Source organism: Streptomyces corchorusii (assembly GCF_001514055.1).
Classification (GTDB): domain Bacteria; phylum Actinomycetota; class Actinomycetes; order Streptomycetales; family Streptomycetaceae; genus Streptomyces; species Streptomyces olivaceoviridis.
The window spans coordinates 374,550-389,592 of the sequence record NZ_KQ948359.1 but is presented as its reverse complement, the minus strand read 5'-3'; the positions used below and the strand labels follow the sequence as shown (position 1 = coordinate 389,592).

Genomic DNA, 15,043 nt, shown 5'->3' with positions numbered 1-15,043 from the left:
GCGAGAACAGTGGAACGCGCGCGGGAACGCTCGGCGGGGCAGCGGGAGCAGCGTCCCGCCGGGTCGTACGCAGACCTCTCCGGGGAGTCACCGGAGACCGAGCTGGAACTGCTGGTGCACGGGGTCGGCGGGACCACGCCGGAGAAGATGCTCGGCGATCCGCGCACGGTACGGGTCACCGGCGACGACACGGCCGCCGTCTTCCGGCGCGCCGAGGACGCCGAGGGCGCCCCGGACGGGAGCGGGACCGGGGGAGAGGCGGGGGCGGAGCGCGGGCGGGAGCGCCGGAGCGGACCGGTCCGGGAGGCGTACGTCTGGTGCAACCTGACCTCCGGCGACGGCAGCCGGGCCCTGTGGCTGTTGCTGCTGCCGTTCATGGTGGTGAACCTCGCGCACTGGATGCGTCCCGCCGCACCCGGCCGACCGCGCGTGGTGCGGCTCTACGGCCTCCTGGTGCGTCTGTGCGCCCTCACCCTGACCGTGCTGCTGGTGGCCGCCGCCTGCGAGGTGGCGCTCGACCTGGTCGCCTGGCAGTGCGCGGGCGTCCAGGCCTGCGTCCGCCGCCACTCCTGGCTGGACTTCCTGTCACCCGCGGCCGGCGGCTGGTGGAGCGCCCCCGGCCGCCGACTGGCCCTCGCGGCGACACTGCCGGTCACGCTGACCGGCCTGCTGTGGTACCTCTCCCACCGCACCTGGCGCGCCTACGAGTCCCACCGCCCCCTGTCCTCCACCCCGGTGGCGACGGATGACGAGCGGGGGTCGGCCGACGAGGAGCGGGGGCCGGCCGGCGGTGGAGCGGTGCCGAGGAGCGGTGGGCCGGAGCCGGGCGGTGATGACGCCGGGCCCGTCGGCCACGGCAGTGCGCTGGCCCGGCCCGGGTTCTGGTACGGGCGCCGCCTGGTCGCCCGGCTGCGCGCGGCGCACACCGCGGTCGGCCTGCTCACGGTGGCCGCCGCCGTCACCACCCCGGCGGCCCGCTTCGACCACCGGCCCGGCGGCCCCGCGGTCCTGGACGTCCTCGGCCTGGGGCTGGCGGCGGCCCTGCTCCTCTGCGGGGCGGCGGTGGTCGTGGTGGTCTGCCGCCGGGGCCGCAGCGAGTGGCGGCTCGACCAGCGGCTCGACCGGCACCTCGTACGCCGCCTGCCGCTCGCCGCGCTCGCCCTGCTGCTGCTCGGGCTGGTGTACGCCGGCTGGTCCCGGCCCGGCTGGCAGTCCACCGGCCGGCTGCCCGGCGACCCCTCCTTCGGCGCCCTCATGCTGGCTCAGGGCCTGCTCGTCGTCGCCCTCGCCACCGTGGCCGGGTACCTGCACCGGCGTCGCCCCGACCCACGTGCCGGGATGCGCGGCCTCGGCGGTCCCGCCGTCGCCCTGCTCGCCTGCGCGCTGGGCGGCGTGATCTCCGGCGGGGTCGCCCAGCGCGTCGCCGACTGGCTGGACGGCACCCGTGCCCTGCTCACCGGCCCGCCCGTGCTGCTGACCTGGCAGGCGTCCGTCATCCCGCCGCTCCTCGCGGTCCTGCTGCTCCTGGTCGCCGGGCTCGCCCTGCACACCGCCCGGCTCGCCCGCACCGAACGCGACCGGGTCCGCCACGAGCACCCCGGCGAGCCCGAGGACCCGGCCCGTACCCGTGCCATCGCCCATGCGCGGGCCATGGCCACCCTCACCGACCGGGCACCGCTCGTCGTCGCCGTACTCACCGCCACCACCCTGGTCCTGGGCTCCGTGGCGCTGGCCGGGGCGCTGGCCACGAGGAAGACGCCCGACGGGGCGGCCCACCGCACCCACCACCTCGTGCAGGCCGTGGCCGAGACCTCGCAGGCGCTGGGCTCCTGGCTGGTCGGCGTCGGCTTCCTGCTGTTCGTGACCTGGGGCAGGCGGGCCTACAAGGACGCCTCGGCCCGGCGCACCATCGGCATCCTCTGGGACGTCGGCACCTTCTGGCCGCGCGCCGCCCACCCCTTCGCACCGCCCTGCTACGCCGAGCGCGCGGTGCCGGACCTGACCTGGCGGATGGCCACCTGGACCCGGCGCACCGGAGGCCGGCTGGTGCTGTCCGGCCACTCCCAGGGCAGCGTCCTCGCCGCCGCGGCGGCCTGGCAGTTACCGCCGTCCGTACGCGGGCGGGTCGCCCTGCTCACCTACGGCTCCCCGCTGGAGCGCCTGTACGGTCGCTGGTTCCCGGCCCATTTCGGCCCGCCGGCCCTGGCCGCCCTGCACCACGACATCGACTGCTGGCGCAACCTCTACCGGCGCACCGACCCCATCGGCGGCCCCGTCCGCGTCCCCGACGACACCTCCCCCGAGGTGGACCACGAGCCCCTGCGGGACCCCCTCGCCTACGGCCGCACCCCGGACCACCCGCTGCCGGCCCCGATCCTCGGCCACTCCGACTACCAGACGGACCCCGCCTTCACCCGCGAACGGGCCCGCCTGCTGACCCGCCTGCACCCGGAGCTGCCGGGACAGCGCCCGGAGCTGCCCGAGTGACGGCTCAGGGCAGGTCCGGCAGGTCCTCCGCGAAGAGCAGGGTCAGGTCGTCGGTGGTCGGGTCGGGCACCTGGGCGACGCGGCTCGCGTGGCGCTCCACCATCGCCTCGAAGGTCTGCCGGGCGGTGCGGCCGTTGCCGAACGCCGGGCCCTTCGGGAGCGCCGTGAAGTACTTCAGCAACGCCTCGGACGCGCCCGGCGCCAGCCGGTACTCGTGCTCGTCGGCCTGCTGCTCCACGATCCGCAGCAGCTCCTCGGGACCGTAGTCGCCGAAGGTGATGGTGCGGGAGAAGCGGGAGGCCACGCCCGGGTTGACGGACAGGAAGCGCTCCATCTCCGCGGTGTACCCGGCGACGATCACCACCACCGCGTCCCGGTGGTCCTCCATCAGCTTGACCAGCGTGTCGATGGCCTCCTTGCCGAAGTCCCGCCCGGCGTCCTCCGGGGACAGCGCGTACGCCTCGTCGATGAACAGCACCCCACCGCGCGCCCGCTCGAAGGCCTCCTGGGTGCGGATCGCCGTGGAACCGATGTGCTCGCCGACCAGGTCGACCCGGGACACCTCCACCAGATGGCCCTTCTCCAGCACGTCCAGCGAGGCGAGGATCTCGCCGTAGAGCCGGGCGACCGTGGTCTTGCCGGTGCCGGGGGAGCCGGTGAAGACCAGGTGCCGCTTGACGGAGGCCGCCTTCAGCCCCGCCCGCTGCCGGCGCCGGCCCACCTCGATCATGTCGATCAGCGCCCGCACCTCGCGCTTGACGCTCTCCAGGCCGACCAGCGCGTCGAGTTCCCCGAGCACGTCCTTGGAAGTGCGCTGCGGCTTCACCGGCTCCGTCGCGAAGACGGGCGGAGCCTGCTCCGCCGCCCGCTGCCCGGGGAGCGCGCCGAGCAGGCCGGCGGGCTGCGTCGCCGTCTCCACGGCCGTCTCCCGGACCTCGGGCGCCCGGACACTCCCGCTCTCGTCGCTGGTGCAGTCCTCCACGACCGGTCCGGTCCCGGGCCCGGCGTCCGGGCCGCCGTCGGCGAACTCGTACCCGCCGCGCGCGCACCGCTCCGTACGGCACCTGCGCAGCGTCGTACGGCAGCCGTCGATCACATGGAAGCCGTAGCCGCCGCTGCCGGTGACCCGGCAGTTCAGGAAGCTGCCCCGGCCGCCCGCGGAGACGTAGAAGCCGGCCTCCGAGGGGGAGTCGACCGTGCACCGCTCGATGGTCGGGTCGGCGCCCTTGGTGACGATCACACCGGTCTGGGTGCCGTCCACGCTGCAGTTGTTGAGGGTGCCGCCGCTGCCGTGGTCGCGGAACCAGGCACCGGTGGCCGCCTCCCTGATCCGGCAGTCGTCCAGCTGCGCGGTCGCCCCGTCGCTCACCGACACGGCCGTGTTGCGCACCTGCGACAGATCGCTGTCGACGACGTCCGCGCGGGAGCCGCGGTCCAGTACGAACAGCGCGTCCGGCACGTCGTGCACCCGGCAGGATTCCAGTACGGCGGTGGCCCCGTCGCTCACCCACACCGCCGGGTAGTCGCCGGTGCTGTCGAAGATCTCGCACTGGTTGGCGTCCACCCGGGTCCCCGGGTCCCACACCGACAGGCCGTTGCGCCCGAACCGGCGGACCGTCGTCCGGGTCAGCGTGAGCACCGAGCGGGAGCGCAGGTCGACCGCGTTCTCCGGGATGTCGTGGAGGTGGCAGTCGGCGAGCGTGAGCACCGCGTCGGTGTCCAGGGTGATGCCGTCGGCGGTGGTGCGGTGCACCTCGCAGTCCGTCAGGTGCGCGGTGGCCCGCTGGGTGACCTGCACCCCGGAGCCGCGCACCTCGTAGATCTCGCATCCCACCGCCTCCAGCGAGGAGTTCTCGCCGGTCGCGGTCAGCCCGGTACCGGAGGCGTGGTGCACCCGGCAGCGCTCCAGCCGGGGATGGGCCCCGCCGCGCACCGCCACGCCCGCCTGCCCGGCCGCGACGACCTCGCACTCCTCGAACACCCCGCCCCCGCCGTCGAGTACGGCGATGCCGATGCCGGCCGGGTTGTCGACGGTGCACCGGCGCACGGTCGGGCGGGCGCCGCCGCGCACCTCGATGCCGGCGGCGGACCGCGTGACGATCCGCACGTCCATCAGCTCGGGCGTGCCCTCCTCGACCAGCAGCGCGGGCGCCGCCGCGTCCTGCCCCTCGACGTGCAGGTCCTGCACGACGGCCGAGGCCCGCACGGTGAGCGGAACGCCGTCCACCGGCGCGATCCGCACCGAGCCGGACGAGCCCTCGGGCCCACGGAGTGTCACCGCCCGCTCGACGACGAGGTTCTCCCGGTAGGTGCCGGGGGCGATGGTGAGGACGTCGCCGTCGGCGGCGGCCTCCAGGGCGGCGGCGAGCGAAGCGTACTCACCCGTGCGGCGCCGCCACCGCGAAGTACCGGTGTGCGTCACCTGGACCGTGCCCTGTGCCATGGCGTTGCTGTGCCCCCACCTCGTCGTACTGATGGCTCGCTGCCCGCCGGGGCGCTGCCGCCGGTGCCCGGACCGCGACCGTGCTCGGCTCCCGGGGCGTCAGCGCGTCCGCGCCCCTGGAGACCTGTGCGCCCCGGGGGTTCACGCACCCGCGGGTTGTCGCCGAATGCGCTTCGGCCGGTCCACCGTAGCGCGTGCGCGCATGCCGGGTTGACCAGAGCCGGAAGGCCGTCAGCTCCCGGTGCCCGCCTTGCCCCAGTCCGGGCCCGCCCGGTCCCATGCCTGGTCCCAGCGCGCGTACCGCCGGCGGACCAGGCGCCAGACGGTCAGGCGTCGGCCGCCCTCGACCAGGGCCGCGGCCAGCAGGGCCGCGCCGGATCCCGCGAGCACGGCGTGCGTCGTCGCCGTGGCGGAGTCCAGCGGGCGGGTCGTTATTCGGCCGTGCGGATCGGTCCACAGCCGGAAGTGGTCCCCCTGGTGCGGGGACTTGAGGTCCGCCAGGACCGGGCCGTGCCGCGGGGTGCCGTCCGGCGCGGTCCAGTCCGCGAGAACACGGCTGCCGGTCTCGCGCGCGGAAGTGGCGTCGGGGTCGGTCTCCGGCAGGACCCCGCCCATGCGCCGCACCACGGTGGCCTCGACCAGATGGCGCGTGTGCTGCTGCTGTCGTACGGACCGCTGGAGCGAGTCCTGGGCGGCGGCACCGACCAGGCAGCCGGTCACGGGTGCGGCCACGGCGATGAGCAGCAGCGCCACCAGGGCCACCCACGCCTCGGCCAGATCGGTCGCGCGGCACAGCGGATTGCGCCGCCAGCGCCACAGCCCACTGAGTGCTCGCATGTCCCCACCCCCTCCCGGTCCGCCATGGTCCCCGGCATCCGCGCTCGCCCCCGGACCGGACCGGGTGAGAGCGCCTCACGTCCGCCGCGGTACCTGACGCAGGCGGACCTTCACGAATTTCTCACGCCTGCTCAACGACCGGCACCCGCCCGCTGGTTCCCGGTCCGGCCGATCTTCACCGACCGCTGCGCGCGGGCCGGTCCCTACTCCAGCACCCGCACCGGGTCGCCGACCCGGATCGTGCCGGGGGAGAGGGGCACCAGGTTCTGACCGAACAGCAGCTTGCCGTCGATCCTGCGGTGGCGCGCCAGGGTGCGCAGCGGTTCCCGGCCGCGTGCGGCCGTGGCCTGGTCGGTGGTGGTCACCACACACCGTCCGCATGGCTTCGTGGCCCGGAAGACGACCTCGCCGACGGCGATCCGCGACCAGTGGTCCTCCGCCCACGGCTCGGTGCCCGCGACGACGACGTTCGGCCGGAAGCGGTTCATGGGCAGCGGGCCCTCGTGGGCGTTCGGCCCCTGCGCGATCAGGGAGTTCAGGGCGTCCAGCGAGGCCACCGTGGTGACCAGCAGGGGGTAACCGTCGGCGAAGCTCACCATCTCGCCGGGCAGGGCGTACTCGGGGTCGACCGGGCGGCGGGTGGCCGGGTCGTCCATGTGGACCAGGCGGACCTCGAACCCCAGATAGGCGCTGCACCAGGCGTGCGCCGCCGGGTCGGCCGGGACCCCCTCCACCTTCGTGCCGAACACGTTCATCGGCACGGTCGCCGCCGGCTCCGGCACCTCGACCGTCAGCGGCGGCCGACCGGGCGCGGACAGCCGAAGGCCGCCGCCGGCCAGAGGCTCGGCGGCGGCCAGGGCGAGACGCGGCTGCTCGCGCTGCGTGACGACCTTTCCCCCGTGGTCGATCAGCGCCCAGCGCCGGTCACCGGCCAGGCCCCAGGGCTCCACGACGGCCTCCCAGGGCGAGAGGCTCCGGAACGCCTTGACCGGGTGGACGTGGATCGACTCCACTGCGGCGTGTCCCATGCCGTCCATCCTGCCAGGCGGCACGGACAGCCGGGGCGTGAGCGGTCAGTAACCGCGGTACTGCTGGTTGTTGTACGGGTCCTGGTAGGGAGCCGGCGCGGGCCGCGGCGCGGCCGGGCGCATGGCCTCGTACCCGTTGCCCGGCGCCATCGGCCGCTGCGGCTGCTGCGGGGCCTGCGGACCGGGGTAGCCGCGCGGGGCGCTCGCCTGCTGCGGGATGTACGCCGTGGGCGCCTGCTGGAGCGGTGCGGGCTGCTGCGGCTGCGGGTAGCCGTAGGCGGGGGGCTGCTGCTGGGCCGGTGCCGCCGGGAGGGCGGGGAGGGCCGACGGCAGGGCGGGCAGGCTGCTGCCCGTGTCGTAGGCGGCGGGGACCCGGATCGGAGCGATCTGCGGGGTACCCCGCTCGGCGACGAGAGAGTCGTAGATCGGGGTCTCCGGGAAGGAGGCGGAGTAGTAGCCGCCACCATAAGTGGAGCGGGGGGAGGTCATGGCACATAAGTTAAGCCCACGATGTGCTGGTTGGGGAGACCGATAAGACGGTTGTTTTCCGTGTCGGTAGGAGTCTGAGAGCCCCAATACGAGCGAACTTGGCAAAAAGGGACAGCGGTCCACGTTTGGATCACGTAAAGGCCGAGTTCGTCCCGGGTTACCGGCGGTTGACCGGCGATCTTCCTGTGCCGTTCGTGGGCGTGCGGGGCGCCCGGGAATAGGTTGTGCGGGTAGGGATGACACGGACGCGGGGCGAGACCCGGAAGCCGACACGTGATGGGGGCGGACATGTCAATGCCGAAAGGATCCAACACACCGGTGCCCGCCACGGGGCTGCGCGTCGACGTGGGCTGGCGCTCCGGCCCCGGGGTCCCGGACGCCGACGCGTCGGCGCTGCTGCTCGTCGCCGGAAAGGTGCGCTCCGACGGGGACTTCGTCTTCTACAACCAGCCCGCCCACGCCTCCGGCGCGGTACGCCACGAGGGCAAGCGGACGGCCGGCGGACGGGTCACCGACACGCTGTGGGCCGACCTCGCGCGCGTGGAGGGCGCCGTCGAACGGATCGTCCTCGCCGCCTCCGCCGACGGCGGGACCTTCGGGCAGGTCCCGGACCTCTACGTCGAGGTGACCGACGCCGCCTCGGGCCAGGTGGTCGCCCGCTTCGACAGTCCCGGCGCGACCGTCGAGACGGCCTTCGTGCTCGGCGAGTTCTACCGCCGCCAGGGCGGCTGGAAGTTCCGTGCAGTCGGCCAGGGCTACAGCAGCGGACTCGAAGGCCTGGCAACGGACTTCGGCATCACCGTGGACGAACCGCAGCACAGCGCGCCGCCCACCGCGCCGCCCGCGGCCCCCGCCCCGCCGCCCCCGGCCCAGCCCGTCCGCCTCTCCAAGGTCACCCTCACCAAGGCGGCCCCCTCCGTCTCGCTGGCCAAGCAGGGCGGCACCTCCGGGCAGATGCGGGTGAACCTCAACTGGCAGACGCGCACCCGGTCCACGGGCTGGGGCCGCCGGGGCGGCGGTGGCGACATCGACCTCGACCTGTGCGCGCTGTACGAACTCACCGACGGACGCAAGGGAGTCGTACAGGCCCTCGGGAACGCCTTCGGCTCGCTCCACCGGCCGCCGTACATCCACCTCGACGGCGACGACCGCACCGGAGCCGTGGCGGCCGGCGAGAACCTCACCATCAACCTCGACCACAAGCAGGACTTCCGGCGCGTCCTCGTCTTCGTCACCATCTACGAGGGCGCCCGTTCCTTCGCCGACCTGCACGCCACCGTCACCCTCCAGCCGCAGCACGGCGCACCCATCGACTTCTCGCTGGACGAGTGCACCGTCGACTCCCCGGTGTGCGCGCTCGCGCTGATCACCAACACCGGCGGCGACCTCCTCGTCCAGCGCGAGGCGCGGTACCTGGTGCCGGAACGCGGATCGAGCCCGCAGCGGACCATAGACCGCGCCTACGGCTGGGGCATGAACTGGACGCCCGGCCGCAAGTGACCGGGCTCAGCCCTCGTCGGCCACGGCGTCCGGGCGGGCGTAGGTGCGGCCCTTCCACGCGGCCCCGCGCCCGCGGTAGTGCTGCACGGCCGAGTCGACCGTCATCAGCAGGTAGAGGAACGCGGTGAACGGCAGCAGCGGGGCGAGCCACGGCGGCTGCCGGTAGTAGCGCAGCATCGGCACGTACGTCCCCGCCATCACCGCCCACGCCGCGGCCCCGACGAGCGCGACCGCCCCGGTGCCGCCGGCCGCGCCCACGGCCACGGCGGCCGGCGGGACCAGGTACACCAGCGCCAGCCCGGCGACCGTACCGAGGAGCAGCGCGGGGCTGTGCCGCAACTGCGCGTAGGCGCTGCGCGAGACCATCCGCCACAGGTCGCGCAGCCGGGGGTAGGGGCGCACGCTGTCCACCCGGTCGGCCAGCCCCAGCCAGACGCGACCGCCCGAGCGCTTCACCGCGCGCGCGAGCGCGACGTCGTCGATGACGGCGTGCCGGATGGCCTCCGGGATGCGCGCCTTCTCAGCCATGTCCGCGCGCAGCAGGACGCAGCCGCCCGCCGCCGCGGCGGTGCGCGAGCCCGGCCGGCCGATCCACCGGAAGGGATACAGCTGCGCGAAGAAGTACACGAACGCCGGGACCACGAGCCGCTCCCACAGGCTCGCCACCCGCAGCCGCGCCATCTGTGACACGACGTCGAAGCCGCCGGTGTCGGCCGCCGCCACCAGCTCACGCAGGCTGTCCGGCGCGTGCGCGATGTCGGCGTCCGTCAGCAGCAGGTACTCGGGGTCACGCGCGCGTGCCAGCCCGATGCCGTACCGCACCGCCCACAGCTTGCCCGTCCAGCCCGCCGGCGGCTCCCCCGGCGATCCCACCGTGAGCGGCAGCCCGCCGTGCCGCCGGGACAGCTCGCGGGCCAGGTCGCCGGTGCCGTCCGTACTGCCGTCGTCCACCAGGAAGACCTCCGCCCGCCCCGGATAGTCCTGCGTCAGCAGCGACGGCAGGCCGACGGGCAGCACGGCGGCCTCGTCACGGGCCGGTACGACCACACAGACCGACGGCCACGCGTCCAGGTCCCGGCGCCCCGGCAGCCGGACGTCCGTGCGCCAGAAGAAGCCCTGGCCCAGCAGCAGCCAGCACCAGGCGGCCAGTGATACGACGGTGATCCACAGGAAGGCGCTCACGGCCGCAGTCTGCCCCACCCGACCGGCTCACGAGGACGCATCGTCTATCGTGGCCGGGTGAAGATCGCGCTCATGGACTCCGGAATCGGCCTGCTGCCCGCCGCCGCCGCGGTACGTCGACTGCGACCCGACGCGGATCTCGTACTGTCGTGGGACCCGGACGGCATGCCCTGGGGGCCGCGCACCCCGGAGGACATCACCGAGCGGGCCGTCGCCGTCGCCTCGGCCGCCGCCGCACACGACCCCGACGTCCTGATCGTCGCCTGCAACACGGCGTCGGTGCACTCCCTGCCGGCGATGCGGGCCCGTTTCGAGCCGGACCTGCCGATCATCGGTACCGTACCGGCGATCAAGCCGGCCGCAGCGGGCGGCGGGCCCGTCGCGATCTGGGCGACCCCGGCCACCACGGGAAGCGCCTACCAGCGCGGCCTGATCGAGGAGTTCGCCGCCGGCGTGGCCGTGACCGAGGTGGCCTGCCCCGGCCTCGCGGACGCCGTGCACCACGCGGACGACGCGGCCATCGACGCCGCCATCGCCTCGGCCGCCGCCCGTACCCCGGACGACGTCACCACGCTCGTCCTCGGCTGCACCAACTACGAGCTGGTCGCCGAGCGCATCCGGGCGGCCGTCCAGCGGCCCGACCGCCCGCCGCTCATCCTGCACGGCACCGCCGGCGCGGTGGCCGCCCAGGCCCTGCGCCGGATCGGAGCGGAGTCGGTCCCGGCCGCCGTCGCCGACACCACGCTCACGGTGCTGCTCAGCGGACGCGAGGCGACCCTCCCGGACACGGCGCTGTCCTACGAGGAGGGCCGCTTCCTCCAGGCCGTCAGCCCCGTGCGCTGACCGGCGCGGAACATCCCCGGCCGTGCGGTCCGCCGTGCACCCCGGCCGGGCCAGTCACCCCGTGCCACGCCCTACCCGCGGTGCGAAACCTGAGTAACCTCGTAGACATGAGGGACCACCCCGACGCCGACGACACCCCGCGCCCGGACGTCTGGACGGGACGCGCCACCAACCGGGTCCAGTGGCTGCTCGCGCTGGTCGGTGCCGCCTGTATGGCGCTCGGCATCGAGCTGGCCGTCGACTCGGCCTGGAGTTCCGGCATCGCACCGCTGGTGATGTCCGTGGTGGGCTGCATCGCGGCCGGCCTGCTGGTCCTCTTCGGCACGCTCGCCTTCGTGCACGTCGACCTCAAGCTCGACAAGGAGTGCGTCGAAGTGCGCTGCGGGCACATGGGTCTGCCGCGCCGCCGCATCCCGCTCTCCCACGTGGCCGGCGCCGACTTCACCGCTCTTGTCACCCCCCGGCACTGGGGCGGCTGGGGCTACCGCTGGCGCCCCGAGAAGGGGACCGCGGTCGTCGTACGCCGTGGCGAGGGCATCGTGCTGCGCCTGTGGGACGGCCACACGTTCACGATCACCGTGGACAACGCGGAAACGGCGGTACGGGTCATCAGGGACCGCCTGCGGACGATCAAGCCGGGGACGGCGGCCTGACCCGTCGCGCCGTGACGCCCGCGCCGGCCGTCGGCACCCATGGGGCCCACCGGCCTTCGCTCAGAGTTCCGGCGTCGCCGTCCCGCCCGTCCACGGGCGGGCTGTGGCCCAGCCGGCCAGGAGGGCCGCGCCCGACGTCACCGCCGTGAAGCTGAGGGCGTTGCTCACCGAGGCGAGTGCGGCCAGCGCCGTCAGGGCCGCGCCCGCGGTGACGGCGACGGGGGTGGGGCACGGGCTGCGCCACAGCGCGTAGAGGACCCAGCAGAACACGGCGACCAGCAGCAACACCCCGACCAGGCCCTGCTCGACCGCCTGTTGCAGGAGAGCCGAGTGGGGTGTGCCGTCGGACGGCAGGGCCCGCGGTGCCCCAGGGCTCAGGTCACCGAACCGGCCGGGTCCGATCCCGAGACCGCTGTGGCGGCCCGCGAGCCCCAGGGCTTCCCGCCACAACCGGACCCGGTGCGCGCTGAACCGCCCTTCGAGCGTCCCGGCGAGGTGGCCGGGCAGCGCTTCCCCGGCGACCGCCCAGACCGTCGCCGCCACCAGGCCCGCCGCCACGGCCGTCCCCGCCAGCCACGCGCCCCGGCTGCGCGCCGAGCCGGCGGCGAGTGAGCACAGCAGGACCGCCGCGCCGGTCACCCAGCCCGCCGTCGACCCCAGCACCGCCCCGGCCGCCACGACGGCGCAGGCCAGCGCCCGCAGTACCAGCCGGAGGGCCGGTACGGCCGTCGCCCAGGCGGCACAGCACGCGGCGCCGGTGGCCAGCGTCAGCAGGGCGGCCGTGGCACCGGCGTGCCCGAGCGGGGCGGCGTACCAGGGAGCGGTGGAGAGCTCGGGCAGCGTCACGGTGAGGGCGAGTCCCGCCGCGGCACCGGCGCAGGGCGCCGCCACCGGCAGCAGCGCACCGGAGACCCGGCCCGCGGCATACCCGGCGGCCACGGCGAGCACCGCGAGCAGCATGCCCTCGGGCCGCCCGTCGTGGGCCGCCGCGGTGATCAGCGACCACCCGGCGCAGGCCCCCAACAGGATCATGCCCGTCCCGTCGGAAACGCTTCTTCGCGTGCTGTGGGCATCCGCACCGTACGCACCGGTCGCGGACCCCGTCCCCGTCGACCCCACCCGCCGCCCCCCGTACCCGGTCCCCCGACCTGTGGCAGGCCCCGGCCGCGCGCCGGGTCCGGCCGCGCCGCCGAAGCTGGGCACACCGTAACGGCTCATGACCGGTTCGGGGACGTGCGCGGAGCAACACCGCGGTCCCGCGGCCTCGCGAGAACCACCCCCACCGCGGGCGGGAACAGGCGCCGACCAGGGGCGAACCCCGGTCCGCGGGGCCCCGACCGCGCTGTCGGCGGTGACATCGCCCGCCGTACACTCACCCGGGTGACCGTCACCGCAACTTCCGTGGACCAGTCGGACCAGCTCCAGCCGCGCCGCACCTCCGGCGCGCGCGGCGGCCGGCTGCTGCGCCTGGTCCCGGCCGCCGCCTCCGCGCTCTGCGGAGTGCTGCTCTACGTCAGCTTCCCGCCACGTCCCCTGTGGTGGCTGGCCCTGCCCGCCTTCGCCGGATTCGGCTGGGTGCTGCGCGGCCGGAGCTGGAAGGCCGCCCTGGGCCTCGGCTACCTCTTCGGGCTGGGCTTCCTGCTGCCGCTGCTGGTGTGGACGAGCGTGGAGGTCGGCCCCCTGCCCTGGCTGGCGCTCGTCGCCATCGAGGCGATTTTCGTCGCGCTCGTCGGTGTGGGCGTCGCCGCCGTCTCCCGGCTGCCCGCCTGGCCGGTGTGGGCCGCGGCCGTGTGGACGGCGGGCGAGGCGGCACGCGCGCGCGTGCCCTTCCAGGGCTTCCCGTGGGGCAAGGTCGCGTTCGGTCAGGCGGACGGCGTCTTCCTGCCGCTCGCCGCGGTGGGCGGCACCCCCGTGCTCGGCTTCGCGGTCGTCCTGTGCGGCTTCGGCCTGTACGAGGCCGGCCGGCTGATCGCCGAGCGGCGCCGGAACCGGGTCGTGCGCCGCGCCGCCGCGACCGCCGCGCTGCTCAGCGTGGCGGTACCGGTGGTGGGCGCGGTCGCGGCCCGCGCGCTGGTGAGCGACTCCGCGGAGGACGGCACCGCGACCGTGGCGCTCATCCAGGGCAACGTGCCGCGTGCCGGGCTGGAGTTCAACGCGCAGCGGCGGGCCGTGCTCGACTACCACGCGCGCGAGACGCACAAGCTCGCCGCCGACGTCAGGGCGGGCAAGGTCGCCAAGCCGGACTACGTCCTGTGGCCGGAGAACTCCTCCGACATCGACCCCTTCGAGTACGCGGACGCCGCCGCCGTCATCGAGGAGGCGGCCAAGGACATCGGCGTGCCCATCTCCGTCGGCAGCGTGGTCGAGCGGGACGGGAAGCTGCTGAACGAACAGATCCTGTGGGACCCGGTCAAGGGAGCGACGCAGACCTACGACAAGCGGCAGATCCAGCCCTTCGGCGAGTACCTTCCGCTGCGCTCCCTGGTCGGCGCGATCAACAAGAGCTGGACCGAGATGGCCCGCCAGGACTTCAGCCGGGGCACCGAGCCGGGCGTGTTCGACATCGACGGCGCCAAGGTGGGCCTGGCCACCTGCTACGAGGCCGCCTTCGACTGGGCCGTGCGGGACACGGTGACGCACGGCGCGGAGATGATCTCCGTGCCGAGCAACAACGCCACCTTCGACCGCAGCGAGATGACCTACCAGCAGCTCGCCATGTCCCGCATCCGCGCCGTCGAGCACAGCCGCACCGTGACCGTGCCGGTGACCAGCGGGGTCAGCGCGGTCATCCTGCCGGACGGGCGGATCACCCAGAAGACCGGCATGTTCGTGCCCGCCTATCTCGTCCAGAAGGTGCCGCTGCGCACGTCCACGACGCCCGCCACCGAGCTGGGCATCCTCCCGGAGATCGCCCTGGTGCTGGTCGCCGCGGGCGGGATCGGCTGGGCGATCGGGTCCGGACTGCGCGCCCGGCGCGCCGGTGACGCGTAGCCGTACCTGTGTCGTACGCGTGCCGTACGACCGCCGTATGACCGTCATACGACCTCGGAACCGGCCCTGACGCGGCATACCGGCCCGCTAGGCTCGGGATCATGGCTATTCCCGATTTCATCCGTACGCTCAGGGCAACCGCCGGTCAACAGCTGCTGTGGCTCCCCGGGGTCACCGCGATCGTCTTCGACGACGAGGGCAGGGTGCTGCTCGGCCGGCGGTCCGACACACGCAAGTGGTCGGTGATCGGCGGCATCCCGGAGCCGGGCGAGCAGCCCGCGGCCTGCGCGGTGCGGGAGGTCTTCGAGGAGACGGCGGTGCACTGCGTCGCCGAGCGGGTCGTCCTGGTCCAGGCGCTGGAGCCGACGACCTATCCCAACGGCGACATGTGCCAGTACATGGACATCACCATCCGCTGCCGGGCCGTGGGCGGCGAGGCCCGGGTCAACGACGACGAGTCGCTGGAGGTCGGCTGGTTCACGGTCGACGCGCTGCCTGAACTGCATGAGTTCGGGCTCTTCCGGATCAAGCAAGCCATGTCGGATGCACCCACATGGTTTGACCCTATGGCTGCCAGCTGAAGTATGGGT

The 15,043-nt window shown here is 74.4% G+C and carries 12 protein-coding genes; 6 read left to right on the top strand and 6 right to left on the bottom strand.

Features of this window, described 5'->3' with window-relative positions:
* Positions 1-9 precede the first annotated feature (9 nt).
* Positions 10-2,487: a hypothetical protein gene (locus tag AQJ11_RS25165; RefSeq protein WP_059264468.1), complete on the top strand. Its 2,478-nt coding sequence runs from the start codon at positions 10-12 to the stop codon at positions 2,485-2,487.
* A gap of 4 nt (positions 2,488-2,491) precedes the next feature.
* Here the strand turns inward: AQJ11_RS25165 and AQJ11_RS25160 are convergent, their stop codons facing one another.
* The 4 genes from AQJ11_RS25160 to AQJ11_RS25145 all read right to left on the bottom strand — a co-directional run bounded on the left by AQJ11_RS25160 (position 2,492) and on the right by AQJ11_RS25145 (position 7,284).
* Entirely contained in the window at positions 2,492-4,930 is a 2,439-nt protein-coding gene (locus AQJ11_RS25160; protein WP_059264467.1) for a right-handed parallel beta-helix repeat-containing protein, read from the bottom strand.
* Positions 4,931-5,161: 231 nt separating this feature from the next.
* Entirely contained in the window at positions 5,162-5,767 is a 606-nt protein-coding gene (locus tag AQJ11_RS25155; RefSeq protein ID WP_014671099.1) for an Rv1733c family protein, read from the bottom strand.
* Positions 5,768-5,970: 203 nt separating this feature from the next.
* Entirely contained in the window at positions 5,971-6,795 is an 825-nt protein-coding gene (locus AQJ11_RS25150; RefSeq protein ID WP_059264466.1) for an MOSC domain-containing protein, read from the bottom strand.
* Positions 6,796-6,840: 45 nt separating this feature from the next.
* A complete protein-coding gene (locus tag AQJ11_RS25145; protein ID WP_014671097.1) occupies positions 6,841-7,284 on the bottom strand; it encodes a DUF6643 family protein in 444 nt (147 codons plus the stop codon).
* A 294-nt stretch (positions 7,285-7,578) separates the two neighbouring features.
* On the opposite strand from AQJ11_RS25145, the gene AQJ11_RS25140 reads away from it, so the two are divergent.
* Positions 7,579-8,784: a TerD family protein gene (locus AQJ11_RS25140; protein WP_208616607.1), complete on the top strand. Its 1,206-nt coding sequence runs from the start codon at positions 7,579-7,581 to the stop codon at positions 8,782-8,784.
* Between the two features lie 6 nt (positions 8,785-8,790).
* Here the strand turns inward: AQJ11_RS25140 and AQJ11_RS25135 are convergent, their stop codons facing one another.
* Complete coding sequence (locus tag AQJ11_RS25135) at positions 8,791-9,984, bottom strand: glycosyltransferase (protein WP_208616601.1); 1,194 nt, start codon at positions 9,982-9,984, stop codon at positions 8,791-8,793.
* 39 nt (positions 9,985-10,023) lie between these two features.
* Here AQJ11_RS25135 and AQJ11_RS25130 point away from each other — a divergent pair, with 39 nt between their 5' ends.
* Both AQJ11_RS25130 and AQJ11_RS25125 read left to right on the top strand, forming a co-directional pair.
* Positions 10,024-10,809: a glutamate racemase gene (locus tag AQJ11_RS25130; protein ID WP_058079514.1), complete on the top strand. Its 786-nt coding sequence runs from the start codon at positions 10,024-10,026 to the stop codon at positions 10,807-10,809.
* Between the two features lie 107 nt (positions 10,810-10,916).
* Positions 10,917-11,462, top strand: a complete 546-nt coding sequence (locus tag AQJ11_RS25125; RefSeq protein ID WP_014671093.1) for a hypothetical protein — start codon at positions 10,917-10,919, stop codon at positions 11,460-11,462.
* Positions 11,463-11,522: 60 nt separating this feature from the next.
* Here the strand turns inward: AQJ11_RS25125 and AQJ11_RS25120 are convergent, their stop codons facing one another.
* On the bottom strand, positions 11,523-12,494 hold the full coding sequence (locus AQJ11_RS25120; protein WP_059264463.1) for an O-antigen ligase family protein: 972 nt from the start codon (positions 12,492-12,494) through the stop codon (positions 11,523-11,525).
* A gap of 348 nt (positions 12,495-12,842) precedes the next feature.
* Here AQJ11_RS25120 and lnt point away from each other — a divergent pair, with 348 nt between their 5' ends.
* Positions 12,843-14,453, top strand: coding sequence for an apolipoprotein N-acyltransferase (gene lnt, locus AQJ11_RS25115; RefSeq protein WP_058079511.1), 1,611 nt, complete (start codon positions 12,843-12,845; stop codon positions 14,451-14,453).
* A gap of 101 nt (positions 14,454-14,554) precedes the next feature.
* Positions 14,555-15,034 (top strand): NUDIX hydrolase, encoded by a 480-nt coding sequence (locus AQJ11_RS25110; RefSeq protein ID WP_014671090.1) that lies wholly within the window; start codon positions 14,555-14,557, stop codon positions 15,032-15,034.
* Positions 15,035-15,043 lie beyond the last annotated feature (9 nt).